Source organism: Salinarimonas soli (assembly GCF_008386575.1).
GTDB lineage: Bacteria > Pseudomonadota > Alphaproteobacteria > Rhizobiales > Beijerinckiaceae > Salinarimonas_A > Salinarimonas_A soli.
The window spans coordinates 134,682-156,129 of sequence record NZ_VUOA01000034.1; the positions used below are offsets into that span (position 1 = coordinate 134,682).

The following is a 21,448-nucleotide window of genomic DNA, read 5'->3' on the forward strand; positions in this document are numbered from 1 at the left end:
GGACCGGACCCTCACGCCTCGTCGGGATCGGGCCGCTGCATCCACTTGATCAGCGGGAACATCGGCAGCACCCAGGCCAGGCCGAGGACGAGGTAGAGGACCGTCTGAACGAGCTTCGGGGCGTCGAGGATGCGGCTCTCGGCCAGCGCCATGGCGAGCGGCCCGTACAGCATCACGAAGGCGAGCATCACGACGGTTCCGATGAGCTTTCGCGTGCGGCGCTTCATGGGGACTCCGGGGGCGATCAGGTGCGGCGAAGGGCTTCGTTGCCGTTTCGCGCCGCCGCTCCTATGTGACGGCCGACGCCCGGCGATCAAGGGCGCAAGGGGCTGAAAGCGACATCATGTCCGTGGCAATCACCGGGCGGGACCTCCCCGCCGTCGAGCGCGCCGGCACGCAGAACCCGGCCGCCGTCCGCACCTGGCTCTACGGGCTCGCGGCCCTCGTGGTGGCGATGGTCCTCGTCGGCGGCGCGACGCGGCTCACGGGATCGGGCCTCTCGATCACGGAATGGCGTCCCGTGACCGGCGCGATCCCGCCGCTGTCGGAGGGCGCCTGGCTCGCGGAGTTCGACAAGTACCGGCAGATCGACCAGTACCAGCTCCTGAACAAGGGCATGTCGCTCGCCGAGTTCCAGTCGATCTATTGGTGGGAATGGGGCCACCGCCAGCTCGGGCGGTTCATCGGCCTCGCCTTCTTCGTGCCCTTCGTCTGGTTCTGGGCCAAAGGGCAGGTGCGGGGGCGCCTCGCGCTGACGCTCCTCGCCGTCGGCGCTCTCGGCGGTCTCCAGGCCGGGATCGGCTGGATCATGGTGGCGTCGGGCCTCAAGCCCGGCATGACCGCCGTCGCGCCGATCAAGCTGATGCTTCATCTGACGGTCGCGAGCGTGATCCTGGCGAGCCTCGTGTGGATCGCCTCGGGCCTGAAGCAGCGCGCCCGTGATGCCGCGGCACGCGGGTTCTCCCGGGGAACGACGCTGCTCGTTGCCGCCGTCCTGGCCCAGATCGCGCTCGGCGGCCTCGTGGCCGGCTCGAAGGCGGGCCTCACCTTCAACACCTGGCCGCTCATGGACGGCCGCGTGGTGCCGGACGCCTCGACCCTGTTCGCGGTGAGCCCCTTCATCGAGAACTTCGTCGACAACGTCGCCCTCGTTCAGTTCAACCACCGCTTCGTCGCCTATGCCCTGGTGGCGCTGGCGCTCTGGCACGCCTTCGCCGTGACCCGCGCGGCACCCGCCTCCGGCATGGCCCGGCGCAGCCGCGGGCTCGCGGGTCTGGTGCTGGCGCAGGCCGCGCTCGGCGTGGCGACTCTCGTCCTCGTCGTGCCGCTCTGGGCGGGCCTCGCCCACCAGGGTCTCGCGATGATCGTGCTCGCCATGGCGGCGGCCCACGCCCGCATCACCCGGGCCGAAGCGGCCTGATCCCGGGCGCCAGGCCCGTTCGAGGGCTCCCGCGCGGGAAAGATTCCCGCGGGGCGCCCGAATCGCCCATGATCGCGGGGCATGCGCGCTCTCCTCGACGATCTCCGCGCGGGGCTCGGCGAGCTCGCGCCCGGGCGGTTCCCTTATAGGCGCTTCATCGGCGCGCTCCTCATCGGTGCGGCGGGCGGCTGGCTCTTCGCGTGGCTGCGCCTGCCGCTGCCCTGGATGCTCGGCTCGATGACGGCCTGCACGCTGGCTGCCCTTCTCAAGGCGCCCATCGCGGCGCCGACCGTGGTGCGCCCGCCCATGACCATGGTGATCGGGGTGATGCTGGGGGCAGGGTTCTCGCCTGCCATCATCGGCCAATTGCCGGGCTGGCTGCCGACCCTCCTCGGTCTCGTGGCCTTCATCGCGACCTGCGGCCTGGCCTGCGTCGCCTATTTCCGCCGCGTCGCCCGCCTCGACCCCGTGACGGCCTATTTCGCTGGCATGCCCGGCGGCCTCGTCGAGATGGTGATGGTGGGCGAGGACAAGGGCGGCGACGCGCGCACCATCGCGCTCATCCACTCCGCCCGCATACTCCTCATCGTCCTGACCCTGCCTTTCGTGGTCCAGACGATCGGCGGCGTGACGCTCGGCGCGCGGGCGCAGGCCGGCATGTCCGTCCTCGATACGCCCTTCGTCAACGAGCTCTGGCTTCTCGTCACCGCCCTCGTCGGCGCGGTGGCGGGCCGCGCCCTGCGTCTGCCTGCGGCCTATCTCCTCGGGCCCATGCTGGTCAGCGCCACCGTCCACGTGCTGGGCCTCACCGACTTCGTGCCGCCGCGCGAGGTGCTGAACGTGGCGCAGCTGGTGCTCGGCACCACCATCGGCTGCCGCTTCCTCGGCACGCCGCCCGGCGAGATCCTGCGCATCCTGTGGCTTTCGATCGGCTCGACCCTCATCCTGCTCGCCACGACCGTGCTCTTCGCCTTCGCGGTGAGCCGCGTGTCCGCCCACGGCGTCGTCCCCCTGATGCTCGCCTATTCCCCCGGAGGTCTCGCCGAGATGAGCCTCATCGCCCTCGCGCTCCAGATCGAGGTCGCCTTCGTGGCGGCCCACCACGTCGTTCGCGTCTTCCTCGTCATGGTCGGCGCCGGCCCGGTCTTCGCCCTCATGCGCGGGCGCGCGCCGTGAGCGGCCCCATCGAGATCGCCCCGCCGCCGGCGCGCCGGGAGCCGAGCCGCCGGACGGTGCACGGCACCGCGCTCGTCGACGATTACGCATGGCTGCGGGCCGCGAATTGGCGCGAGGTCCTGCGCGATCCAGCGAGCCTTCCCGCCGAGATCAGGGCGCATCTCGACGCCGAGAACCGCTACTCCGCCGCCCTGCTCGGCGGCCTCGATCCCTTGCGCGAGACGCTGCGGCGCGAGATCCTGGCCCGAATGGAGGCGCGCGAGACCGCGGCGCCGCTGCCGCTCGGTCCCTTCGTCTACCAGGCGGTCCATCCCGAGGGCGCCGAGCACCCCGTGATCGTGCGCCGGCCCCGAGCGGGCGGGCCCGACGCGGTGATCCTAGACGGCACGGCGCTCGCCCGCGGCCAACCCTTCTTCGCGCTCGGCGCCTGGCGTCCGTCGCCCGACCATGCGCATCTCGCCTATGGGGCGGACACGGGCGGCGCGGAGCTGTTCACGATCCGCGTCCGCGATGTTCGCACCGGCGCCGATCTCCCCGACCGCATTCCCGACACCACGGGCCGGCCGGTCTGGAGCCGGGACGGCCGCTCGCTGCTCTATCTTCGCCTCGACGCCGCCCACCGTCCTGCCCGCGTCTGCCGCCACTGGCTCGGCACCTCGTCCGAGAGCGACGAGCTCCTCGTCGAGGAGCAGGACCCGTCCTGGCTCCTGTGGCTCTCCGAAACGTCATCGGGCGCATTCGCGATAGTCTCCTCCCGGCGGAGCGACGAGAGCGAGATCCACGTCGTCGACCTCGCCCGTGCGGACGCTCCCGCCCGCCTCGTCGAGCCGCGTCGGGAGGGCTTGCGCTACGACCTCGACCACGCGGGCGACGTCTTCGTCCTGCGCACCAATGCGGGCGGCGCCGAGGACTTCCGGCTCGTGACGGCGCCCGTCGACGCGCCCGGCGCGGCGGGCTGGCGCGATCTGGTGCCCCATCGCCCCGGCGTGACGCTCACCGCGCACCGCTGCTTAGGCGATCACGTGGCCCGCCTGGAGCGGGTCGACGCCGCCATGCGGCTCGTCGTGGCGCCGCTTGCCGGCGGCGAGGAGCACCGGATCACGGTGGGCGGCGAGGTGGCCTCGCTCGGCTTCGACGCCGTCCTGGAGCCCGGCACGCTGCGCTACGCGGTCTCGACGCCGGTGCGGCCGCGCGAGACCTACGACTACGATGCGGTCACCCGGGTGAGCGCCCTGGTCAAGCGGGAGAGCCCGCCAGAGCCCCCCGATCCCGAGCGTTACACCGTCACCCGCCTCACCGCCCGGGCGCTCGACGGTGAGAGCGTGCCGATCTCACTCGTCCACCGCCGCGACCTGCTTCGGGACGGTTCTGCGCCCTGTCTTCTCTACGGCTACGGCTCCTATGGCTGGAGCGTGCAGCCTGCCTTCGCTCCCGAGCGCCTGCCGCTCCTCGACCGCGGCTTCGTCTACGCCATCGCCCATGTCCGGGGCGGGAGCGAGCGCGGGCAGCGCTGGTACCGGAAGGGTAAGTTCGGGCGAAAGCCGAACTCCTTCACGGATTTCATCGCCTGCGCCGAAGTGCTCGTGGCCGGAGGTTACACGGCACCCCGCCGCATCGTGGCGCATGGCCGCTCGGCGGGCGGGATGCTCGTGGCGGCTGCCGCGAACCTGCGGCCGGACCTGTTCGCGGGCGTCATCGCCGACGTGCCCTTCGTCGACGTGCTCAACACCACGCTCGACGGCGAGCTGCCGCTCACGCCCACCGAGTGGAGCGAATGGGGCGATCCGATCCGCGACGCGGAGGCCTTCCGGGCCATCCTTGCCTATTCGCCCTACGAGAACGTGAGGCCGCAGGCCTACCCTCCGATCCTCGCGATCGCGGGGCTCGCCGATCCGCGGGTCACCTATTGGGAACCTGCAAAATGGGTCGCGCGGCTGCGGGCGGTCGCCACGGGGGGAGGGCCGTTCCTGCTCCACACCGACATGGCGGCGGGGCACGGGGGCCGGGGCGGGCGGCTGGAGAGCGTGGACGCGCATGCTCGCGAGATCGCGTTCGCACTGCGCTGCACCGGCCGCGCGGGATGATCCTGTGCGCAGCCGCACCTCGCGAGGCGGGTCCGGCAGGTCAGTTTCCGGACGGGGCTGAGAATCAGAGGAGAAGACCATGCTGTCCGCATCCCGTCGCCTGCTCCGACCGTGTGCCGACCGGCCCGACCTCGATGTCTTGGCCGAGCTCGTCGACTTCGCCGCCGCGCTCCCCGGCGTGATCGCCCGCAACGACGGCTGCGGCCGTGTCACGGCCTTGGGGCTCCGCGAAGGCGACGCCATGGGTCCGCCCGACGCTCTGTTCGCGGACGGGACTTTCGCCCGCCGCCACGCCGATCATGACGGCCTCGAGGTGATCCTGCCCGAACGCCTCTGGCAGCACGCCGTGAGCCGGCGTCTCGCCCGTGCCGCCGTGCCCTCGAAGCCCGATGCCACCTCCCGCGTCACGCACCTCGCGGCGCCGTCCGACGGCCTGGGCCGGCTCGAGCTCGAGGAGCTGGTCGAGGGGGCCTGGGCCTATGCGCGGGGGCTGTGAACGCCCCCGCCTTCAATAGGCGCTCTCCGACAGGCCCTGCGCGTCGACGCGCAGGGGATCGTAGCCGTCCTCCGCCAGCGCGGTGAAGATCTCCGCCGTATGAGCCCGGTCGCGGGTCTCGATCGTGACGTCGATGGTCACCCCCTTGGCCGGCACGTCGAGGAAGAGGCGGCTGTGGGACACCTCCAGGATATTGGCGCCGAGCTCGCCGAGCCGGCTCGCCACCCGCCCCAGGATCCCCGGACGGTCCTGCGCCTTGATGCGCAGCGACGCGATGCAGTTCTTGCGCTCCAGCTCGCGCACCATCACCGAGGCGAGAAGCCGGGCGTCGATGTTGCCCCCGCACAGCACGAGCCCGACGCGCTTGCCCCGGAAGCGCTCCGGCTCGGCGAGCATCGCGGCCAAGCCCGCCGCGCCGGCGCCCTCCGCCATGGTGCGCTGGAGCGTGGCGCAGGCATGAACGGCGCGCTCGATGGCGGGCTCGTCGACGAGCACGATGGCGCCCACGAGATCGCGCACGATCGGCAGCGTCAGGCGCCCCACGGTCTTCACCGCGATGCCCTCCGCCAGCGTCGGCCCGCCGATGGGGCGGTCGCCGCCGTGGATCGCGTTGTGGAAGGACGGGTACAGGGCCGCCTCCACGCCGATCACCTCGATGCCTGGGCGCCGGGCCTTCGCCGCCACCGCGATGCCGGAGATGAGCCCGCCGCCGCCGATGGGCACCACGAGGCAGTCGAGGTCGGGCACCTCGTCGAGCATCTCCAACGCGACGGTGCCCTGGCCCGCCATCACGGCCGGGTCGTCGTAAGGATGGACCAGCACGAGAGAGCCCTCGCGCTCCAGGCGGCGAGCCTCCTCGGCAGCCTCCACGAGGGTGTCGCCGTGCAGGACGACGCGGGCCCCGTGGGCGCGGGTGTTCTCCACCTTCACCAGCGGGGTGGTGACGGGCATCACGATGGTGGCCGGCACGCCGAAGCGCCGGGCGTGATAGGCCACGGCCTGGGCGTGGTTGCCCGCCGACATGGCAACGACGCCGCGCCGGCGCTCGTCCGCGTCAAGGCCCGCGAGCTTGTTGACCGCGCCGCGCTCCTTGAAGGCGCCGGTCGCCTGCATGTTCTCGTGCTTCACCCAGACCTCGGCGCCCGTGAGCTCGGACAGGCAAGGGGAAGGCACGAGAGGCGTGCGCAGGACGTGGCCGCGGATCACCTCCGCGGCGCGCTGCACGTCGGCCGGCGCGATGGCGTGGGCTTGCCCGGCACGCGGGTCAGACTTGGCGAGGGTTTCCATGTTTCCACCCGAGCAGGCCGCCTGGCCGGAAGACCAGGAAGACGATGAGAGCGGCATAGACCGCGATGTCGCGCCCCTCGATCGGCATCGTGGCCGACCATGCCACCTCGAAGATGCCGATGGCGAGCCCGCCGAGCAACGCTCCCGGGATCGAGCCGATGCCGCCCAGCACCGCGCCCACGAGCGCCTTCAACCCGAGCTGGAAGCCGCCCGCGAAGCCGAGCGAGCCATATTGCACTACGGTGAGGAAGCCTGCGAGGCCCGCGAGCGCGCTCGCGAGCGCGAGCGTCCGGTTGAGGAGGCGCCCGCCGTCGATGCCGAACAGGGCGGCGGCACCCGGATCGTCCGCGTAGGCGCGCCATTGGCGTCCGAAGGCGCTCCCGGTCATGAGGCGCAGGAGGAGCGTCGCGGCCAGGAGCCCGATGCCGCCGGTGAAGAGCGACATCGGCGTGACGGTGACCACGAACGAGCCGGCGCGGGCAAGCGGCATCGTCTCGTTGAACACGGGCGGCACCCAGACCTCGATCGGGCCGCGCACGAGGCGCAGATATTCCATAAGAGCGATGGAGAGCCCCACCGTCGCGATCAGGGCCGCCCGGCTGCTCCTCACCCAGCCGATGGCGACGCCCGTGCCCACGAGCCCGTGCAGCCCCGCGGCGAAGACCGCGAGAACGAGGCCGAGCCCTAAGCCCGCCAGCAGGTCGGCGGTGCCGAGCGCCGTCATGATCGCGACGCCGCTCGTGGTGGCCGCGGCGCCCACCGCCGCGAGCTCGCCGAAGGCGAGGTTGATGCGCCCCACGAGCCCGAACACCATGGCGTAGGCGCCGGCCAGAAGCCCGAAGGTGGCGATCTTCGGCAGGCCCGCCACCGCCTGCTGGAGGGCGTAGGCGAGGGCGGGCGGGAGCTCGACGAGACCCGCCGCCCCCTCGCCGAGCCCCGGATCGGCGGCGAGCGCCTCAGGCGATCCGAGATAGAAGCGGCGCAGGAAATAGACCGTGGCCGGCGCCACTATGCCGGTCTCGGTGGTGACGCCGATGAGCTCCGATTTCGAGGGGTCGAGCCCGGAGGCCGCGAACAGGCAATAGGCGAACCGGTCGCGAGGCGCCCCTGTGGCGGGCACCACCTCGTAGTCGATGCGGATCTCGCGCGGCCGGGTGCCGGGGGCGATGCGCTGCACGCCGATGCGGCCGCCGTCCGGGTTCAGCGCCGGCAGGGCCTGGCGGCACACGCGCGCCTGCTCGGCATCCACCGACGCCTGACAGGCGGCAAGCCCCAGGAGCAGGGCGAGGAGCAGCATCCGAAGCGCGATCACGGGGAGAGGTTTGGCCGAGCGGGCAGGGGATGTCGAGAGGGCGCGCCCTCGCGGGAGCGCGATCGGGTCAGTTCCCGAACTGCTCGCGCAGGATCCGCTCGTCGAGGCTGTGGCCCGGATCGTGGAGCAGGAAGAGATCCACCGTGCGGTCCATGCAGATCTCGACCCGGGTCACCTTGCGGAATTCCGTGTGGTCGGCGACGGCGCTGACCGGGCGCAGCGACGGTTCGGAGACCTGGATGGCGACGCGGGCATAGTCGGGCAGGAGCGCGCCGCGCCAGCGCCGGGGGCGGAAGGCGGAGATCGGCGTCAGGGCGAGCAGCGAGGCGCTCAAGGGAAGGATCGGCCCGCCGACCGAGAAGTTGTAGGCCGTCGAGCCTGCCGGGGTGGCGATGAGGACGCCGTCGGCGATGAGCTCGCTCAGCCGCTCCTGGCCGTCGACCGAGACCGAGAGCTTCGCCGCCTGGTGGGTCTGGCGCAGCATCGACACCTCGTTGATGGCGTGCGCCCGGTGCGTCTCGCCCGCGAGGTCGTGCGCCACCATGAGCAGCGGGTGCACGACGCTGCGCTGCGCCTCCGCGAGCCGCGCCGGCAGGTCCTCCGCCTGGAAGTCGTTCATGAGGAAGCCGACGGAGCCGCGGTTCATGCCGTAGATCGGCTTCGGCGTGCCCAGGAAGCGGTGGAGCGTCTGCAGCATCAGCCCGTCGCCGCCGAGCGCCACCACCACGTCCGCCTCCTCGGGCGGCACGTTCGCGTAGCGGCGCGAGAACGCATGGAGGGCGGCCTGCGCCTCCGGCGTCGGGCTCGCGACGAAGGCGATGCTCTTGTAGGCTGTCGTCATCGGCGGCGCGCCCTCGACCGTTCCGCCCCGGCCGCATGGACGCGCGGCCGACGGCTCTTCGAGGACAGGCATAGCATGGAGCGGGCGCCCACCGTCTACACGACGTTCTGGGCGGGCTTGTATCCCGAATCCGGCCAAGCGCCGACGGTCCCAAGCCGCCACCCTCCGGTGACGGGGATGATCCTCCCCGTCACCGGAGGGGCAGGGCAGGGCGCCGAGACCCTGCCCCCGGTGGCACTCAGAGCGCGACCGACCACTGGACCGGCACGAACTCGTAGCTGCTGCCGGACTTCGCGATGTGACCCGTGGCGGGGAAGGGCGCGTGATAGAACGAGACCTGCATCCGCTCGCTCGCCGCCATCTCGAGCATCCGGCGCCGGGTGGCGCGGGCCTCGTCGGCGTTCATGTCGAACACGGCCGACCAATCGGGGTTGCGCACGAACAGAGCCGGGTGGTTCGTCGTGTCCGACATCACCATGAGGCGCCCGTTGCCCGACTGGATCGCGAAGGCCGTGTGGCCCGGCGTGTGCCCCGGCGCCGCGACGGCGGTGACGCCCGGGACGACCTCGCGGCCAGCCTCGTACTGCTTCACGTCCTTGGCGATCGGCGCGAAGACCCGGCGCACGCCCTGGAAGGCGCCGCGCATGGCCTCGGGGGCCTGGCTCATCCGCTCGTCGCTCATCCAGAACGCCCACTCGGCCGACGGCACCATCACCTCGGCCTTCGGGAACACGGCGTTGCCGTCCTTGGTCCGCATGCCGTTGATGTGGTCGCCGTGGAAGTGGCTGATCACCACCGTGTCGACGTTGGCCGGGTCGAAGCCGGCGGCGCGGAAGTTCGCCATCCAGCGGCCGGCGGTCGGCGGGGCCATGTCGCCGTTGCCGGTGTCGATCAGGGTCGTTCGGCCCCCTGAGCGCAGCACGAGGGTGGTGAAGGGGATCGGCAGGGTCTCCGTGGGGAGGAAGCGCTCCTGCATCGCCTTCTGGACGTCGCCCAGCTCGGCGTTGCGGACGAAGCCCTCCAGAGGCCGGCTCGCGAAGCCGTCGTGGATCGCGGTCACCTCGATGTCGCCGACCTTGTAGCGGTAGAAGCCCGGCGCCTGGCCGGCTCCGGACGCCTGCGGAGCGGCGGTGGAGGCCTGCTGGGCCATGGCGGGGGCTCCTGCGGTGAGCGCGACGGCCGGAGCGGCGGCCAGGATCGTGCGGCGGTTGATGGTCATTCGGGTCCTCGTGATGGCGGATGCTGCCGCAGCCCAGCTAGGGCGCGGGCCGCCGCCATCAATGCGGGGCCCCGGGCCGCGATCCTCACAAGCGCGTGATGAGCGCCGCCCCGCGCCTCACGTCCCGCGCGGCCGGTCGATGAAGCTCCAGGGATGGGCCTCCTCGAAGGCGCGGGCGGCGCGCAGGACGAGATCCTCGCGCATCATCGGGCCGACGATCTGAAGACCTACCGGCAGGCCTCCTGCGGTCAAGCCGCAGGGAACGCTCGCCGCGGGCTGGAGACTCAGGTTGAACGGGTAGGAATAGGGCGACCAGCCGATCCAGTCATCGCCGAAGCGCCCGTCCGGCGGCGTGTCATGGCCGGTCTCGAAGGCGGGGGTCGCGAGGGTCGGGGTGAGGAGGAGGTCGTAGCGCTCGTGGAAGCGCGCCATGGCGGCATGGAGCGGGCCGCGGGCGTTGAGCGCCATCGCGAAGTCCGCCCCCGTCACCTCGCGGCCCCGCAGGGCAGCCCGGACGAAGCCCGGATCCATCTCCCCCCAGCGGTCCTCAGGGATCGTGCGCAGGGCCGCCCACGCGCCCGTCCACCAAAGCGGATTGAGGATGCCAGTGGGATCGGCGAAGCCGGGATCGGCCTCCTCGACATGGGCGCCGAGCGCCTCGAACCGCCGCGCGGCGGCGGCCGTGAGGGCTTCCACCTCGGGGTCGAGGCGCTCCACGTAGCCGAGCCGCGGGCTCCAGGCGACGCGCAGCCCGCGGATGCCGCTCTCCAGGCCCTCCAGGAGATCGGGGAGGGGGGCATGGGAGGCCGTGATGTCGCGCGGGTCGGGGCCGGCGAGAATCTGCACCATTACGGCGGCATCGCGCACCGTCCGGCTCAAAGGGCCCAGATGCGACACGGCCGCGAAGGCGGAGGGCGGATAGGCCGGGACACGGCCGAAGCTCGGCTTGATGCCGAACACGCCGCAGAACGAGGCCGGGATACGGATCGAGCCCGCGCCGTCGGTGCCCAGATGAACGACGCCGAGATTGAGGGCCGCGGCTGCCGCGGCGCCCGCCGACGAGCCCCCCGTCGTGACGCTCGTGTTCCAGGGGTTGCGGGTGATCCCCGTGAGGGGGCTGTCGCCGATGCCCTTCCAGCCGAATTCCGGCATCGTGGTCTTGCCGAGCGGGACCGCCCCCGCTGCGAGCAGCCGCTCGACCGCCGGCGCGCTCTCGCCCGCGGGGGTCTCAGGGGCCGTGCGGCTGCCCCGGCGCATGGGGTGACCGGCCCACAGCACGTTGTCCTTGATCGTGACGGGAACGCCGTCGAGCGCCGAGAGCGGCTCCCCCCGGGCCCAGCGGGCGGCCGAAGCCTCCGCGGCCCGCACCGCGCCGGCCCGGTCGACGATGATGAAGGCGTTGAGGACCGGCTCCAACGCCTCGATGCGGCGGATGAGGGCCGACGTGACCTCCACGGGAGAGAGCTCCCGGAGGCGGTAAGCGGTGCGAAGAGCGGTCCCGTCGAGAAGCGTTGGATCGGTCACGGCGTCCATCCTGGCGGTGCGGATGGCGCCGATCCTAGACCGTTTTCAGGCGCAGGCGACACGTCCGTCTGCGCTAGCCGACCTCGCGGCCGTCGAGCCGGCGCACGAGGCTCGCAAGTTGGCCCGGAAGGGGCTCCTGGACGACGGGGGCATAGACGGTCTTCAGGTCGCGCCCGACGCGGTCCAGCAATGCGGACTCGGGGGTACGCTCGCGCCGGTGCGCGTCCCTCGGAGCGGGATCGAAATTCCTTTGAAAAATCCGCATCGCTTCACCTGAACATGCGGGTCTCGGCGGCGTGGAGCCGGACCCGTCTCGCGTGGATGGCCTCGTGGGAACAACGGGGTGTGAGTCCCAAGGTTTCAGCGTGACGGCGACAATCTGAAGCGGTCTCGCCCCCGCCCGCGTGGGGAGCTGCACACAGCAAAACGGCGCCCGCTGGGGCGCCGTTCGCGTGCGTCGAGAGGTGGATTTCAGAGCGATCCGAGCAGGACCATGAGGCTCGAGACAGCGAGGGTCGACGTGATGAAACCGATCGAAGCCTTGGCGAACGACATGGGCTCAACGCGCGCGGCCGTGTCGTCGGAAGTCGTTTCAAGAATGTGCATGGGAGATGTCCAGTAGAGAGGTTTGCGAATAAACGGCCTGAAAAAGGGAGAGTTCCAGCACGAAAAAATGCCAGTGCTCGTATTGCCGTGCGGCCGAGCCATGAGTCCCGAAAAACGTACGTAGAAGCCGGAACTTTTCGCCGCGCCACATTCTCGCCGTCTCGGCCTTTATGGTGCCGCCCAACGAAACAGCAAGGGAATGCATCGGCATGAAGCGTACGAAATGGCTTGCGGCGGTGGTTGTGCTATCGGCGGTTCCGACTTGTCTCACGGCGGCGAATGCCTCCGAGACCGCCCGCGCGGCGTCCTCGCGGCAGCATGGGCTCGCCTCCTGGTACGGACCCGGTTTTCACGGTCGCAAGACGGCTTCGGGCGAGCGCTTCAACGCGGGCTCGCTCACGGCAGCCCATCGGACGCTTCCCTTCGGTACGCGGGTGCGCGTGGTGAACCGCAAGAACGGCCGCTCGATCGTGGTGAGGATCAACGATCGCGGACCCTATGCGCACGGTCGCATCATCGACCTGTCGCAGGCCTCGGCCCGTGCCATCGGCGCCAATGGCGTCGTTCAGGTCGCGCTGGTCGCGGAGTAGGAGGGCCCGGCCGGGGAGGGGTCTGTGTTGCCCGAATGCATCGGCTAAAAAAATGGGCAGCCATGCTGCCCTTTTGATCTTGCCTCAGGAGAGGGCATTTCATATTTTTGCATTGCAGCAACGCGATGGCGTCGCGAGGCTGTATGCCCTCCTTGGGCGTTTCCTCCCTAGACTTGGGCCGCACATCAGTGCGGCCTTTTTTCTTGGTGCGGAGGCTAGCCATTCCGGCGACGCAACGTCAACGGCTCCGAGTGGGAAAATCGCCGATTTTCGCGGCTGGAACATGCGACTATCGTCGGATCGGTGACGATTGCGCACCTTTCCTGACCGTTCGGCCGAGAATGCGCGCCAGGGCTGCGCTCTCAGGGGCCGAATACGCCCAGCGCCGCGCCGAGCACGACAAGGGCGCTCAACCCCGCGGCGGCGAGGAGCAGGCGGCGCATCGCGGTGCCGGGGCGCCCCTGCGCGACGTTGTCGTTGGCGGCGCGCAGCGTCACGCCCGTCCATCCGAACGGGCTCGGACCCGGAAGGGACTGGACGCCGAAATGCCTGCGTGACGATGCCGACCCGCGTCTCATCGATGCCGCCCGTGACCTCAAGCGCGCCGTACGCCGCTTCCACCATGGGAGCGACGAGCCATCCTTCGCCGTGTTCCAAAATGCAGCACGAGCCGCGATGCATTTCAACCCGGGAATCGTCTGGTCGCCGGGTTGTGACCCGCTCATCCGCCGCAGCGCATGGCAGGGCGTGCGTCAGGGCAGCTCGCCCGGCGTCAGCGGCCGGCATCCCGTATAGCCGACGAGGAAGGCGCCCGTGCCAGCCGGCGTCACGGTCGTGGGCGCGCATGCCTGCTTGAGGCCGGTGCGCAGATGCCGGACGGCCGCAATCACCGCCCGGTCGGCCAAGGGTGCCCCGGCTCCCTGGGTGCAGGCGGCGTAGCGCGCCTCGCTCGCCGGATACGGTACGACGAGCACGTCCTTCGCCGTCCCGTCGACGTTCACCAGGAACGCGCTGCCGCAATCGAGCGACACCGGCTGCATCGACGCCGTCCGCGGCCCATAGGTGGGCGACACGCAGCCCTGCAGCATCACGGCTGCACCCAACACCAGAAGCGAAACCCGCATCTCGACGCCTCATCAAACCCGGCGCGACCCTAAGCGGACGGGCGGCGCGTATCAATGGGCGGTTCGACCGAGGCGCGCCGACGGGATCGAGATGCGGCCCGCCCGGGCCTTCGGGCCGTTTGGGGAGGGTGGTGCCGGTTCCCGGAATCGAACCGAGGACCTACCGCTTACAAGGCGGTTGCTCTACCAGCTGAGCTAAACCGGCTGAACGCCTCATCGGGTTAACAGCACGGGCGCGCGGGCGCAAGGTTGAGGCGCCGGACGAAGGCGGGAGCCCGTCTTTGTCGGCGTTAACGAAACATATCGAATTTCGTGCATCCCGACGGTTAAGGTGTGGATTCGCACCGAAACAAAAGCGCGTCTCGGGCATTGTCATGTCAAGAAGCAGGCGGCCCCGCCGGGGCCCCTCACAGACAATCTCGAGGACAAGACGGTGACCAACAAAACTCGCAGCAAGGGGCTCTGGATGGCCGCGCTCGCGCTGGGTGGATTCGTGGCGATCACGTCCTATCCGACCGCCGAGGCGTCGCCTCCGATCGTGAAGACCGAGCCGGCCCGTCCGGCGGTTCGGATGATGACCTCCGACCTGATCCAGACCGCCGCGACCGAGACGCGCGCCGCGGCCGAGGACGATGCCGCCTGCACGAAGGTGCGCAAGCGCCTCTGGGTGGACGGAGAGGGCTGGATCGTGCGGCGGGTTAGCATCTGCCGCTGACCGTCCGTCCGACATCAGTGAACCGTGAGGAGCCCCGCCGTCGAGCGGGGCTTTTTCGTGGGCACGCACGTTGTGATGACAGCGGCCACGGCCCCGCTTAAGGTGGAGCCGGAGGAGGCCGTACGACACAGGAGTCGCCGATGCGACGCGTACTCGCTTGCCTTCTCACCACCGGCTTGACACTCGGGGCGGGGGCCGCCCTCGCCGAAGGTTATCCGGGCGCCGGGCTTGGCTACAACCGTCCCCTCCGGCACGACCAAGTCGGTGCCCATCCCCGTCTTCCGCCTGACGCCGTCCTGCGGCGCGAGCGCGTGCCGCGCGGCCTGAGCCGGGGTTATGGCTATGGCTATAGTCACAGCTACGGGTCGTTCTATGCGCCGGCCTTCGTGACCGGCGGGGCGGGCACGATCGTCGAGACGCGCGAGATCGCCCCAGAGCCCATGGTGCCCACCATCCCGGCCTCGACCGGCATCCGTCCGGCTCCCGTCGGCCAGCCGACGCTCTACGTGCTGAACGACACGCCCCGCCGCCCCGATGCGCGCGCCGGGCGCGGGCCGCGCATCGTGCGGGTCGACGCGCCGCTCCTGTCGGAGAACGGGCCGCAGATCGTCCATCTGCGGGTGCCCCGCGACCGCCCGCGCGCCGTCCGTCGCTGAGCCTTACGACGCCTTCAGCTTCCTGGTGACGGCGTAGAGCACGACGGCGGCGGCGTTGGAGACGTTGAGGCTCTTGATGGCGCCGGGCATGTCGAGCCGGGCGACCACGTCGCAGGTCTCGCGGCTGCGCTGGCGCAGGCCCTTGCCCTCGGCGCCGAGCACGAGGGCCACCGGCCGGCGCACGGCGACCGCGTCGAGGTCGGCCTCGCCCTCCGAATCGAGGCCGATCCGCAGGAAGCCCCGCTCGCCGAGGGTCAAGAGCGCGTTGCCGAGATTGCCCACGACGAGGAAGGGCACGTGCTCCAGGCCGCCCGAGGCCGACTTCGCCAGGACGCCCGTGGCGGCGGGGCTGTGGCGCGCCGTGGTCACGATCGCCTCGACCCCGAAGGCCGCGGCCGTGCGCACGATGGCGCCGACATTGTGCGGGTCCGTGATCTGGTCGAGGACGAGGACGAGGGCGTCGTCGGAGAGCGTGTCGAGCTCGGGCGATGCGAGGGGATCGGCCTCGATGTAGAGGCCCTGGTGCACGGCGTCGGGCCCGAGCAGGCGGGTGATCTCGTCGGGGCGCACGATCTCCGGGGCTGGGTCGAGCGCTCCGAGCTCGCCCTCCAGCCGCCGCGCCGAGTTCTCCGTCGCGAGGAAGCGCCGCACCGTGCGCGAGCCGTTGCGCAGGGCTTCCGTCACGGGGTGCCAGCCATAGATCACGGCGACGCCGCCCGGCAGCTCGGAACGGGGCCCGCGGCGGTCGGGCCGGTGGCCAGGCCGCGAGGCGTGGTCGGGTCGCCAGGGGCCCTTGCCCCCGCGCCGTCCGGACGGCGGCTTGCCCATTCCTGTCTCCCTCCCATGCTTGCCGTTGCTGTCCGCCGTGGGGTGCGTCAGACGGCGGCGCGGGTCAAGCGGGGAGCGCCGAGCGGCGGTCCTGGTGCGACGCCCGAGGGAGCGGGTCAGCGGGCGAGACGGTTTCCGGTTGACACCCGGGCGGGCGGTCAGCATAAGAGCGCCCGCTGACCCGACGTCCCGACAGGGCGGTCGGGATGAAGCAGCGTTGACGTGTGAAGCGTCAATGGGGGAATGTCCCGAGCGGCAAAGGGGGCGGACTGTAAATCCGCTGGCTAAGCCTTCGTAGGTTCGAGTCCTACTTCCCCCACCACTTCACCTGCGTCTGGATCGGGCGGGTGTAGCTCAATGGTAGAGCAACAGCCTTCCAAGCTGATGACGAGGGTTCGATTCCCTTCACCCGCTCCAACACTTTTTGATAGATAGAACGACGGGTTGCCTGCACTTCCTGAGGTGGCGGCAGGGAGCCTCCCCGTCTGTCGTACAACGACGGGCCGCCGTTATGCCCTCGTCGGGCGGCGGGTCCGCGTCCCTGAAATCCACAGGAGGGGGCACGGGACCCCGGTCGGGCAGCGCCGTTCGCCGGCCCTCGTCGGACCGGGCGGCGAGGTACGGAGGGATCCCGCGTAACGACCCTCTCGAACGCATCGGGATTGCGACCGCTTCGACGCCCGAACTCGGCCGCGGCCGCCACCGCCGCCGCGATGGCCCCCGCCGAGGTGCCGCCGATCGAACGCAGCCTAAAGCTGGTAGCGATCTCGGCCACCGCGCCCGGGTAGACGATCCCGCTCGTGACGCCGCCCCTCATGACCAGGTCCGCGTCGTACAACCGCTTCGGGGCCGGCTGCTCGGGAGCTGACCGGCTCCGTCCTCCGCTATCGTCCATGACCGTTCCTCCCGAAACGCGAGCTGTTCCCGTCCAGAATGTGACAGGGTGCCCGGACGAGGAACAGCCCGCTCCCGGATCGCACGATCGCCGAGGTGCGGCGACGGAACGGAACCGGGGGCGAGCCGACCGCATGAGGAAGGTCCGTCGAGCCTCGGCGCGGCGGTCGGCGTCCCGGCTTCGTCCGATCGAAGGTGGCACCTCCGCGACGTACGGTGCTAGCCGCGACCTCGGGGATCCCGGTGTATCGCGGTCCCGGTTAGCGGTTCGCCCCGCGTGCAGGCCTGATCGGTGGGTGCCGCCCCCCGCGCGACCGCCCCGGCATCGCGCCGGCCGGGCGCCCGGACCGCATGCCGTGGGCTCCCTTTACGCGACCACCGCGAACGACCAGGGATCCGCCCCGGTTTCGGAACGTCGCTGTCCCGGTGCGAGCGCGCCCGCGGCCAAGACGTCCAGGCAGCGCCCTCAGGGCTGGTTCCGGAGGCCCTGGGCCGCTGCCATGAAGTCGTAGGCGGCGCAAACTTCCGTTCTGAACAGCCCCCAGGCCGTCCGCTCGATCGAGAGTCTGACCTCGCGCAGGCGGGCTGGGGGCACCTGCAGCACCAGGACCTGGCCGAATCCCATCACGTTGGTCCGGAACGTGACCTCGATGCCCTCCGGTGGAAAGCTTCTGTGGAAGCCCTGCGCCCGCGCTTGCTCGACCAGCTGGGTGACGGGGCGGGACTGGTCCTGCCGCAGGATGACCGTGAGCAGGATGTGGTCGGCCGGCGATCCAGCCGGCGGGGCTGTGGTCGTCATGGTCCCTCCTTGCGGTTGCGCGAGCGCTCGATCGGGCTCCGCAGATCCGGTGGGCACGCCTGGGTGTCTGGGAGCGGCGCTCGCCCTTGTGCAGGAGCGAGGGGGCGCGCTTGGCATGGCGTTCCTCGACGGCACCAGCGTGCGCGCGCACCAGAAGGCGAGTGGAGCCGCCCGAAAGAGGGCCCCCAAGCGCAACGGAACGTACGTGAAGCGCTTGTCCGGTCTCGTGGCGGCTTTGGAACCAAGGCTTGCGTGATCGCCGACGGCACAGGCCCGGCGGTCGCCTTCACGCTCGCACCGGGGCAGGCTCATGAGCTCCCAACGGCTATCCCTCTGCTGGACGCCGTGCCGGGCGTGCCGCTGCGGATCGTGGCCGACCGGAGCTACGCGAGCCATACCTCTCGAGAGCACATCCGTGAACGAGGCTCGACCCCTGCTATTCCTGCCAGGCGCAACGAGGGCCCGCTCGCTTGCCCAGACTGGGCCGACAACGATCGCAACCTCGTCGCGCGCCTCTGGGCGAGACTGAAGGCGCGGCGCGCGGTGGCGACCCGCTGCGAGACAACAGCGGCATCCTTCATGGGCGTCCTCGGCCTCGCCGCAGCCCTCGACTGGATCAGGCGCTAACAGGCCCTAGCGCCGGCACTACAACACGGTCCGGCCCCAGTCGGCTCTGGGCTACCAGCCACCTGCCCCAGGGGTCACGCTGCGGCTGGCCGCGCAACGCCGACCCGCTCCGCCGGCCACCGAAACCGTCGAGCAGGCCTCAATCCACTAACATTCCGCTCGGACCACCAATTGGGGGCTGGTCAGGTGCAGGCCTGCTTCACGAGCGGGTTCGTGGTTATCTCGCCGTAGGCGAAGCCGGCGGTATGGCGGAGGAGGTCCTGGATGGTCGGCTGGCGCTCCGCCAGCGCGGCCGCATGGACGATTCGGGTCAGCTCGTTCGCGGATGGGACGCTCACCTGCCGAGTTTTCAGCTCCGGCCGACATTTCGAGACTGGGTCGGTGAGCTGGATCCGGTCCTCCCCCATGAGCATCATGGCGGCTGCGGAGGTGAAGGGCTTCGTCATCGAGTGGACGCGAAAAACCGCGTCGTTGGGCATGGCGAGCCCCGATGCACTCGCTATGGGCAACCTTGCCCCAGCGGGCGATCATGATCCCAGCACCGGGGATCTTCCCCGCGCCGATCTCCCGCTCGAAAGCAGGCCGGATGCGGCCCAGGCGCTCCGAGGCCATGCTCCCGTCTTCGGGCTGAGCGGTGGCGAGCGCCTGCGCCCAAGCTGGAGCAGAGACGGCCAAGGGAGCCGCGTCGGTGAGGATGCCGAGCGCGACCGCGCAGGCGACCCATCGTGGCTTCTGCCTCATGGCGTTTCCCGACGCCGATCTGCGAGTCGGCCTAGAGCGAGAGATCGAAGGTCTTCCGGTTCGTGGGTTCTCCAGCCACAACTCACCCTCAGTCCGGTCGCGAATGGGGAGGGGCGATCATGTTGTTCTCGTCATCGAGGTGGCGAAGGAGTCCCGTCGGCGCCCCCCTCGCTCAATCGAAGCTGTTGGCATAGGATCTGCTTGGGTTTGTCGGCACAGCTTGGGCCGGAGGCGATGACCACGTCGGAATCCATCAGCAGATCCTTCGATGCCCGGCTGATGCGGCCGCCGCACATCCTGCCGACGGAGTGCAGTGTCTTCCGCGCTGCCGAGCTCGGCTCTGCGGCCGGCGCCAGGACGACTGCCTTCCCGACCGTCGATGCGGGAACTGCGCTGGACGGCCTAGCGCTGCTTGCCGCCAGCGTGCCGGACCTCGCCTGCGGCCCTTCGGCCTTGGACATTCGCGTCGTTCCCGATCTGCCCATGATGCCTGCGGGCAAGATCCCGCAGGCGGAGCTGATCGCGCAGGCCACCGCCGTTTACGGAGATCGTTCGTGAGATTCAAATCGCATTGGTGGTGGGATCATACGTCCCGGGACTTCGCCGGGTTCGACATGGAGCGGGTCGTCACGATCCTGCCTGTCGGTGCCGTGGAGCAGCACGGCCCGCATCTGCCCGTGAAGGTCGATGCCGCGATCAATGCCGGCATCGTGCAGCGCGCCGTGGAACTGATGGACGCGGATCTGCCCGTGCTCGTGCTGCCCATGATGCCCATCGGCAAGTCGAACGAGCATCTCGCCTATCCGGGCACGCTGACCTTTTCATACGAGACGCTGGCCAGGATGTGGATCGAACTTGGCGAGAGCGTCCATAGGGCCGGAGGGCGCCGCCTCATCATCTTCAACGCCCATGGCGGCCAGCCGCAGGTGATCGACATCGTCTGCCGCGAGTTGCGCGTGCGGCACGGCATATTTGCCGTGAACGCCATGTGGTCGCGGATGATTCCCAAGGGCGATCTCTTCGGCGCAGATGAACTGCGGCACGGCATCCATGCGGGCGAGGTGGAGACGAGCGTGATGCTCCACCTCCACGGCAATCTCGTCGATATGGAGCACGCGGCCGACTTCGTCCCGCTCTCGGTGCAACTCGATCGGGACGACACGGTGCTGACGCCGGAAGGCGGCGTCGGCTTCGGCTGGCAAGCCCAAGACCTCCATCCGTCGGGCGTGTGCGGCAACGCCGCGGCGGCCGACGCGCAACGCGGCGGCATCCTGGTCGACCGGGCCGCGCAAGCGCTGATCCGTCTCGCCCGGGACGTGGCGGCCTACCCCCTCGACCGAATCCGGCAGGAGACCATGTATGCCAAAGCCTGACACCCTCCAGGGAACCGGTGACCCGCAGGCCTGGGGGCTCGCATGAGCGCGCCTGGATCCTCTCACCTCGTCCTGCGGAACCTCACAGCATCCTATGACGGCGCGGCGCCCGCTGTCGACGCGCTGACGCTCGACGTCCATCGCGGCGAGCTCGTGTCCCTGCTCGGCCCCTCGGGCTGCGGCAAGACCACCACCTTGCGCATGGTCGCCGGGCTCGTGAAGCCCGTCTCCGGGGCCATCCTCCTCGCTGGGCGCGACGTCACGCACGTGCCGACCCATCGGCGCGGCATGGGCGTGGTGTTCCAGTCCTATGCCCTGTTCCCGCACCTGACCGTGATCGAGAATGTCGGCTTCGGCCTGCGCATGCGCCATCTCGGCGCCGCCGAGCGCGCCGCCAAGGCGAACCGGGTCCTCGAACTGGTCGCCCTTTCGCATCTCGCCGACCGCTATCCCGGCCAGCTTTCGGGCGGGCAGCAGCAGCGCGTCGCCCTGGCACGGGCGCTGGTGATCGAGCCCAACGTGCTCCTCCTCGACGAGCCGCTCTCGAACCTCGACGCTCACCTAAGGGCCGACATGCGCACCGAGATCCGGACCCTGCAGCAGCGGCTTGCCATCACGACGCTCTTCGTGACCCACGATCAGGCGGAGGCGCTCGCCATGTCGGACCGGATCGCGGTGATGAGCGAGGGCAAGCTCGCGGAGGTCGGCACGCCGGCAGACCTTTGCGACAAGCCGAGCCATCCTTTCACGGCCTCGTTCCTGGGGGCCCGCACGGTCATACCCGGGCGCACGGTCGCCGGGATCTTCCAGGCCCCGGGCCTCTCCTGCACGGGTGCGCCGATCGACGCCTCCGCCATTGTCCTGCGGGCCGCGCGCCTGCGCCTCGTGGACAAACCTGCCGCGGGCCCGCTCGCCCTCGGAGGTCTCGTCGCGACCTCTGCCTATCTCGGAGACGTCTACGAGAGCGACGTCGAGACGCCGGCCGGCTTGGTCCGCGTGCTCACCCCCTCTGACACGCCGCCGCCACCCGTCGGGAGCCGCTGCGGCGTCGAGACCCTGCCCGGCGGCCTGAGCTTCATCACGGCCCCTTGAGACACGCCTCCCCGCACCCGCCCGAGACAAGGCTTACCCCTTCA

General features: G+C 70.5%; 23 protein-coding genes, 3 tRNA genes and 2 pseudogenes. 13 read left to right on the plus strand and 15 right to left on the minus strand.

Annotated elements, in window-relative coordinates:
* Nucleotides 1-11: 11 nt before the first annotated feature.
* Nucleotides 12-227 carry a DUF2842 domain-containing protein gene (locus F0L46_RS19090; protein ID WP_149820503.1) on the minus strand — a complete coding sequence of 72 codons (216 nt, stop codon included), beginning with the start codon at nt 225-227 and terminating at the stop codon, nt 12-14.
* Between the two features lie 116 nt (nt 228-343).
* Between F0L46_RS19090 and F0L46_RS19095 the strand changes: the two genes are divergently transcribed.
* From F0L46_RS19095 to F0L46_RS19110, 4 genes are all read left to right on the plus strand, one after another.
* Nucleotides 344-1,420: a COX15/CtaA family protein gene (locus F0L46_RS19095; RefSeq protein ID WP_149820505.1), complete on the plus strand. Its 1,077-nt coding sequence runs from the start codon at nt 344-346 to the stop codon at nt 1,418-1,420.
* A gap of 81 nt (nt 1,421-1,501) precedes the next feature.
* Nucleotides 1,502-2,596, plus strand: coding sequence for an AbrB family transcriptional regulator (locus F0L46_RS19100; protein ID WP_149820507.1), 1,095 nt, complete (start codon nt 1,502-1,504; stop codon nt 2,594-2,596).
* Nucleotides 2,593-4,680, plus strand: coding sequence for a S9 family peptidase (locus tag F0L46_RS19105; RefSeq protein ID WP_149820509.1), 2,088 nt, complete (start codon nt 2,593-2,595; stop codon nt 4,678-4,680). The genes F0L46_RS19100 and F0L46_RS19105 overlap by 4 nt, the downstream gene beginning before the upstream one ends.
* Nucleotides 4,681-4,759: 79 nt before the next feature.
* On the plus strand, nt 4,760-5,176 hold the full coding sequence (locus F0L46_RS19110) for a hypothetical protein (protein WP_149820511.1): 417 nt from the start codon (nt 4,760-4,762) through the stop codon (nt 5,174-5,176).
* A gap of 12 nt (nt 5,177-5,188) precedes the next feature.
* Here F0L46_RS19110 and F0L46_RS19115 read toward each other — a convergent pair whose 3' ends face one another.
* The 7 genes from F0L46_RS19115 to F0L46_RS27100 form a co-directional block, all read right to left on the minus strand.
* Nucleotides 5,189-6,463: a threonine ammonia-lyase gene (locus F0L46_RS19115; protein WP_149820513.1), complete on the minus strand. Its 1,275-nt coding sequence runs from the start codon at nt 6,461-6,463 to the stop codon at nt 5,189-5,191.
* Nucleotides 6,441-7,775, minus strand: coding sequence for a branched-chain amino acid ABC transporter permease (locus tag F0L46_RS19120; RefSeq protein WP_149820515.1), 1,335 nt, complete (start codon nt 7,773-7,775; stop codon nt 6,441-6,443). Before F0L46_RS19120 ends, F0L46_RS19115 begins: the two co-directional genes overlap by 23 nt.
* Nucleotides 7,776-7,842: 67 nt before the next feature.
* On the minus strand, nt 7,843-8,616 hold the full coding sequence (locus F0L46_RS19125; protein ID WP_149820517.1) for an NAD kinase: 774 nt from the start codon (nt 8,614-8,616) through the stop codon (nt 7,843-7,845).
* A gap of 238 nt (nt 8,617-8,854) precedes the next feature.
* A complete protein-coding gene (locus F0L46_RS19130; protein ID WP_149820519.1) occupies nt 8,855-9,835 on the minus strand; it encodes an MBL fold metallo-hydrolase in 981 nt (326 codons plus the stop codon).
* Nucleotides 9,836-9,952: 117 nt separating this feature from the next.
* Entirely contained in the window at nt 9,953-11,368 is a 1,416-nt protein-coding gene (locus tag F0L46_RS19135; protein ID WP_149820520.1) for an amidase, read from the minus strand.
* Between the two features lie 64 nt (nt 11,369-11,432).
* Nucleotides 11,433-11,549: a NepR family anti-sigma factor gene (locus F0L46_RS27095; RefSeq protein WP_188312042.1), complete on the minus strand. Its 117-nt coding sequence runs from the start codon at nt 11,547-11,549 to the stop codon at nt 11,433-11,435.
* A gap of 281 nt (nt 11,550-11,830) precedes the next feature.
* Nucleotides 11,831-11,965, minus strand: coding sequence for a hypothetical protein (locus F0L46_RS27100; protein WP_276315609.1), 135 nt, complete (start codon nt 11,963-11,965; stop codon nt 11,831-11,833).
* A gap of 209 nt (nt 11,966-12,174) precedes the next feature.
* On the opposite strand from F0L46_RS27100, the gene F0L46_RS19140 reads away from it, so the two are divergent.
* Nucleotides 12,175-12,555 (plus strand): septal ring lytic transglycosylase RlpA family protein, encoded by a 381-nt coding sequence (locus F0L46_RS19140; protein ID WP_149820522.1) that lies wholly within the window; start codon nt 12,175-12,177, stop codon nt 12,553-12,555.
* A gap of 362 nt (nt 12,556-12,917) precedes the next feature.
* Here the strand turns inward: F0L46_RS19140 and F0L46_RS27105 are convergent, their stop codons facing one another.
* From F0L46_RS27105 to F0L46_RS19150, 3 genes are all read right to left on the minus strand, one after another.
* Nucleotides 12,918-13,052 carry a hypothetical protein gene (locus F0L46_RS27105; RefSeq protein ID WP_276315610.1) on the minus strand — a complete coding sequence of 45 codons (135 nt, stop codon included), beginning with the start codon at nt 13,050-13,052 and terminating at the stop codon, nt 12,918-12,920.
* A 255-nt stretch (nt 13,053-13,307) separates the two neighbouring features.
* The gene (locus F0L46_RS19145; RefSeq protein WP_149820524.1) at nt 13,308-13,679 is read right to left on the minus strand and encodes a hypothetical protein; all 372 of its coding nucleotides are present in this window, start codon (nt 13,677-13,679) and stop codon (nt 13,308-13,310) included.
* Nucleotides 13,680-13,808: 129 nt separating this feature from the next.
* Nucleotides 13,809-13,884: transfer RNA gene (locus F0L46_RS19150), tRNA-Thr, on the minus strand.
* A 228-nt stretch (nt 13,885-14,112) separates the two neighbouring features.
* Between F0L46_RS19150 and F0L46_RS19155 the strand changes: the two genes are divergently transcribed.
* Both F0L46_RS19155 and F0L46_RS19160 read left to right on the plus strand, forming a co-directional pair.
* Nucleotides 14,113-14,394 carry a hypothetical protein gene (locus tag F0L46_RS19155; protein WP_240540065.1) on the plus strand — a complete coding sequence of 94 codons (282 nt, stop codon included), beginning with the start codon at nt 14,113-14,115 and terminating at the stop codon, nt 14,392-14,394.
* A 140-nt stretch (nt 14,395-14,534) separates the two neighbouring features.
* Nucleotides 14,535-15,050: a hypothetical protein gene (locus F0L46_RS19160; RefSeq protein ID WP_149820526.1), complete on the plus strand. Its 516-nt coding sequence runs from the start codon at nt 14,535-14,537 to the stop codon at nt 15,048-15,050.
* A gap of 3 nt (nt 15,051-15,053) precedes the next feature.
* Here the strand turns inward: F0L46_RS19160 and F0L46_RS19165 are convergent, their stop codons facing one another.
* Nucleotides 15,054-15,878, minus strand: a complete 825-nt coding sequence (locus tag F0L46_RS19165; RefSeq protein WP_149820528.1) for a TrmH family RNA methyltransferase — start codon at nt 15,876-15,878, stop codon at nt 15,054-15,056.
* 237 nt (nt 15,879-16,115) lie between these two features.
* Here F0L46_RS19165 and F0L46_RS19170 point away from each other — a divergent pair.
* Together F0L46_RS19170 and F0L46_RS19175 are read left to right on the plus strand one after the other, a co-directional pair.
* Nucleotides 16,116-16,200, plus strand: a tRNA-Tyr gene (locus F0L46_RS19170).
* Nucleotides 16,201-16,221: 21 nt separating this feature from the next.
* Nucleotides 16,222-16,295, plus strand: a tRNA-Gly gene (locus tag F0L46_RS19175).
* 262 nt (nt 16,296-16,557) lie between these two features.
* Here F0L46_RS19175 and F0L46_RS27195 read toward each other — a convergent pair.
* Nucleotides 16,558-16,908, minus strand: a pseudogene (locus F0L46_RS27195) (hypothetical protein); the annotation flags it as partial.
* A 330-nt stretch (nt 16,909-17,238) separates the two neighbouring features.
* On the minus strand, nt 17,239-17,571 hold the full coding sequence (locus F0L46_RS26270) for a hypothetical protein (RefSeq protein WP_188312043.1): 333 nt from the start codon (nt 17,569-17,571) through the stop codon (nt 17,239-17,241).
* A gap of 44 nt (nt 17,572-17,615) precedes the next feature.
* On the opposite strand from F0L46_RS26270, the pseudogene F0L46_RS26935 reads away from it, so the two are divergent.
* Nucleotides 17,616-18,198, plus strand: a pseudogene (locus F0L46_RS26935) (IS5 family transposase); the annotation flags it as partial.
* 182 nt (nt 18,199-18,380) lie between these two features.
* On the opposite strand, the gene F0L46_RS19190 reads toward F0L46_RS26935, so the two are convergent.
* On the minus strand, nt 18,381-18,677 hold the full coding sequence (locus F0L46_RS19190; protein WP_149820532.1) for a serine hydrolase: 297 nt from the start codon (nt 18,675-18,677) through the stop codon (nt 18,381-18,383).
* A gap of 496 nt (nt 18,678-19,173) precedes the next feature.
* Between F0L46_RS19190 and F0L46_RS19195 the strand changes: the two genes are divergently transcribed.
* The 3 genes from F0L46_RS19195 to F0L46_RS19205 are packed head-to-tail and all read left to right on the plus strand — an operon-like array spanning nt 19,174 to nt 21,404.
* Nucleotides 19,174-19,497, plus strand: a complete 324-nt coding sequence (locus F0L46_RS19195) for a hypothetical protein (protein ID WP_149820534.1) — start codon at nt 19,174-19,176, stop codon at nt 19,495-19,497.
* Nucleotides 19,494-20,312 carry a creatininase family protein gene (locus F0L46_RS19200; RefSeq protein WP_149820536.1) on the plus strand — a complete coding sequence of 273 codons (819 nt, stop codon included), beginning with the start codon at nt 19,494-19,496 and terminating at the stop codon, nt 20,310-20,312. Before F0L46_RS19195 ends, F0L46_RS19200 begins: the two co-directional genes overlap by 4 nt.
* 42 nt (nt 20,313-20,354) lie before the next feature.
* On the plus strand, nt 20,355-21,404 hold the full coding sequence (locus F0L46_RS19205; protein ID WP_149820537.1) for an ABC transporter ATP-binding protein: 1,050 nt from the start codon (nt 20,355-20,357) through the stop codon (nt 21,402-21,404).
* Nucleotides 21,405-21,448 lie beyond the last annotated feature (44 nt).

Excerpts from the sequence above, each read along its gene's own strand:
- F0L46_RS26270 (WP_188312043.1), bottom strand. The coding sequence starts at position 17,571 with ATGACGACCACAGCCCCGCCGGCTGGATCGCCGGCCGACCACATCCTG.
- F0L46_RS19190 (WP_149820532.1), bottom strand. The coding sequence starts at position 18,677 with ATGCCCAACGACGCGGTTTTTCGCGTCCACTCGATGACGAAGCCCTTC.
- F0L46_RS19140 (WP_149820522.1), top strand. The coding sequence starts at position 12,175 with ATGAAGCGTACGAAATGGCTTGCGGCGGTGGTTGTGCTATCGGCGGTT.
- F0L46_RS19115 (WP_149820513.1), bottom strand. The coding sequence starts at position 6,463 with ATGGAAACCCTCGCCAAGTCTGACCCGCGTGCCGGGCAAGCCCACGCC.
- F0L46_RS19090 (WP_149820503.1), bottom strand. The coding sequence starts at position 227 with ATGAAGCGCCGCACGCGAAAGCTCATCGGAACCGTCGTGATGCTCGCC.
- F0L46_RS19125 (WP_149820517.1), bottom strand. The coding sequence starts at position 8,616 with ATGACGACAGCCTACAAGAGCATCGCCTTCGTCGCGAGCCCGACGCCG.
- F0L46_RS19160 (WP_149820526.1), top strand. The coding sequence starts at position 14,535 with ATGCGACGCGTACTCGCTTGCCTTCTCACCACCGGCTTGACACTCGGG.
- F0L46_RS27100 (WP_276315609.1), bottom strand. The coding sequence starts at position 11,965 with ATGCACATTCTTGAAACGACTTCCGACGACACGGCCGCGCGCGTTGAG.
- F0L46_RS19195 (WP_149820534.1), top strand. The coding sequence starts at position 19,174 with ATGACCACGTCGGAATCCATCAGCAGATCCTTCGATGCCCGGCTGATG.
- F0L46_RS19130 (WP_149820519.1), bottom strand. The coding sequence starts at position 9,835 with ATGACCATCAACCGCCGCACGATCCTGGCCGCCGCTCCGGCCGTCGCG.
- F0L46_RS19110 (WP_149820511.1), top strand. The coding sequence starts at position 4,760 with ATGCTGTCCGCATCCCGTCGCCTGCTCCGACCGTGTGCCGACCGGCCC.
- F0L46_RS19165 (WP_149820528.1), bottom strand. The coding sequence starts at position 15,878 with ATGGGCAAGCCGCCGTCCGGACGGCGCGGGGGCAAGGGCCCCTGGCGA.
- F0L46_RS19205 (WP_149820537.1), top strand. The coding sequence starts at position 20,355 with ATGAGCGCGCCTGGATCCTCTCACCTCGTCCTGCGGAACCTCACAGCA.
- F0L46_RS19135 (WP_149820520.1), bottom strand. The coding sequence starts at position 11,368 with ATGGACGCCGTGACCGATCCAACGCTTCTCGACGGGACCGCTCTTCGC.
- F0L46_RS19145 (WP_149820524.1), bottom strand. The coding sequence starts at position 13,679 with ATGCGGGTTTCGCTTCTGGTGTTGGGTGCAGCCGTGATGCTGCAGGGC.
- F0L46_RS19095 (WP_149820505.1), top strand. The coding sequence starts at position 344 with ATGTCCGTGGCAATCACCGGGCGGGACCTCCCCGCCGTCGAGCGCGCC.
- F0L46_RS19100 (WP_149820507.1), top strand. The coding sequence starts at position 1,502 with ATGCGCGCTCTCCTCGACGATCTCCGCGCGGGGCTCGGCGAGCTCGCG.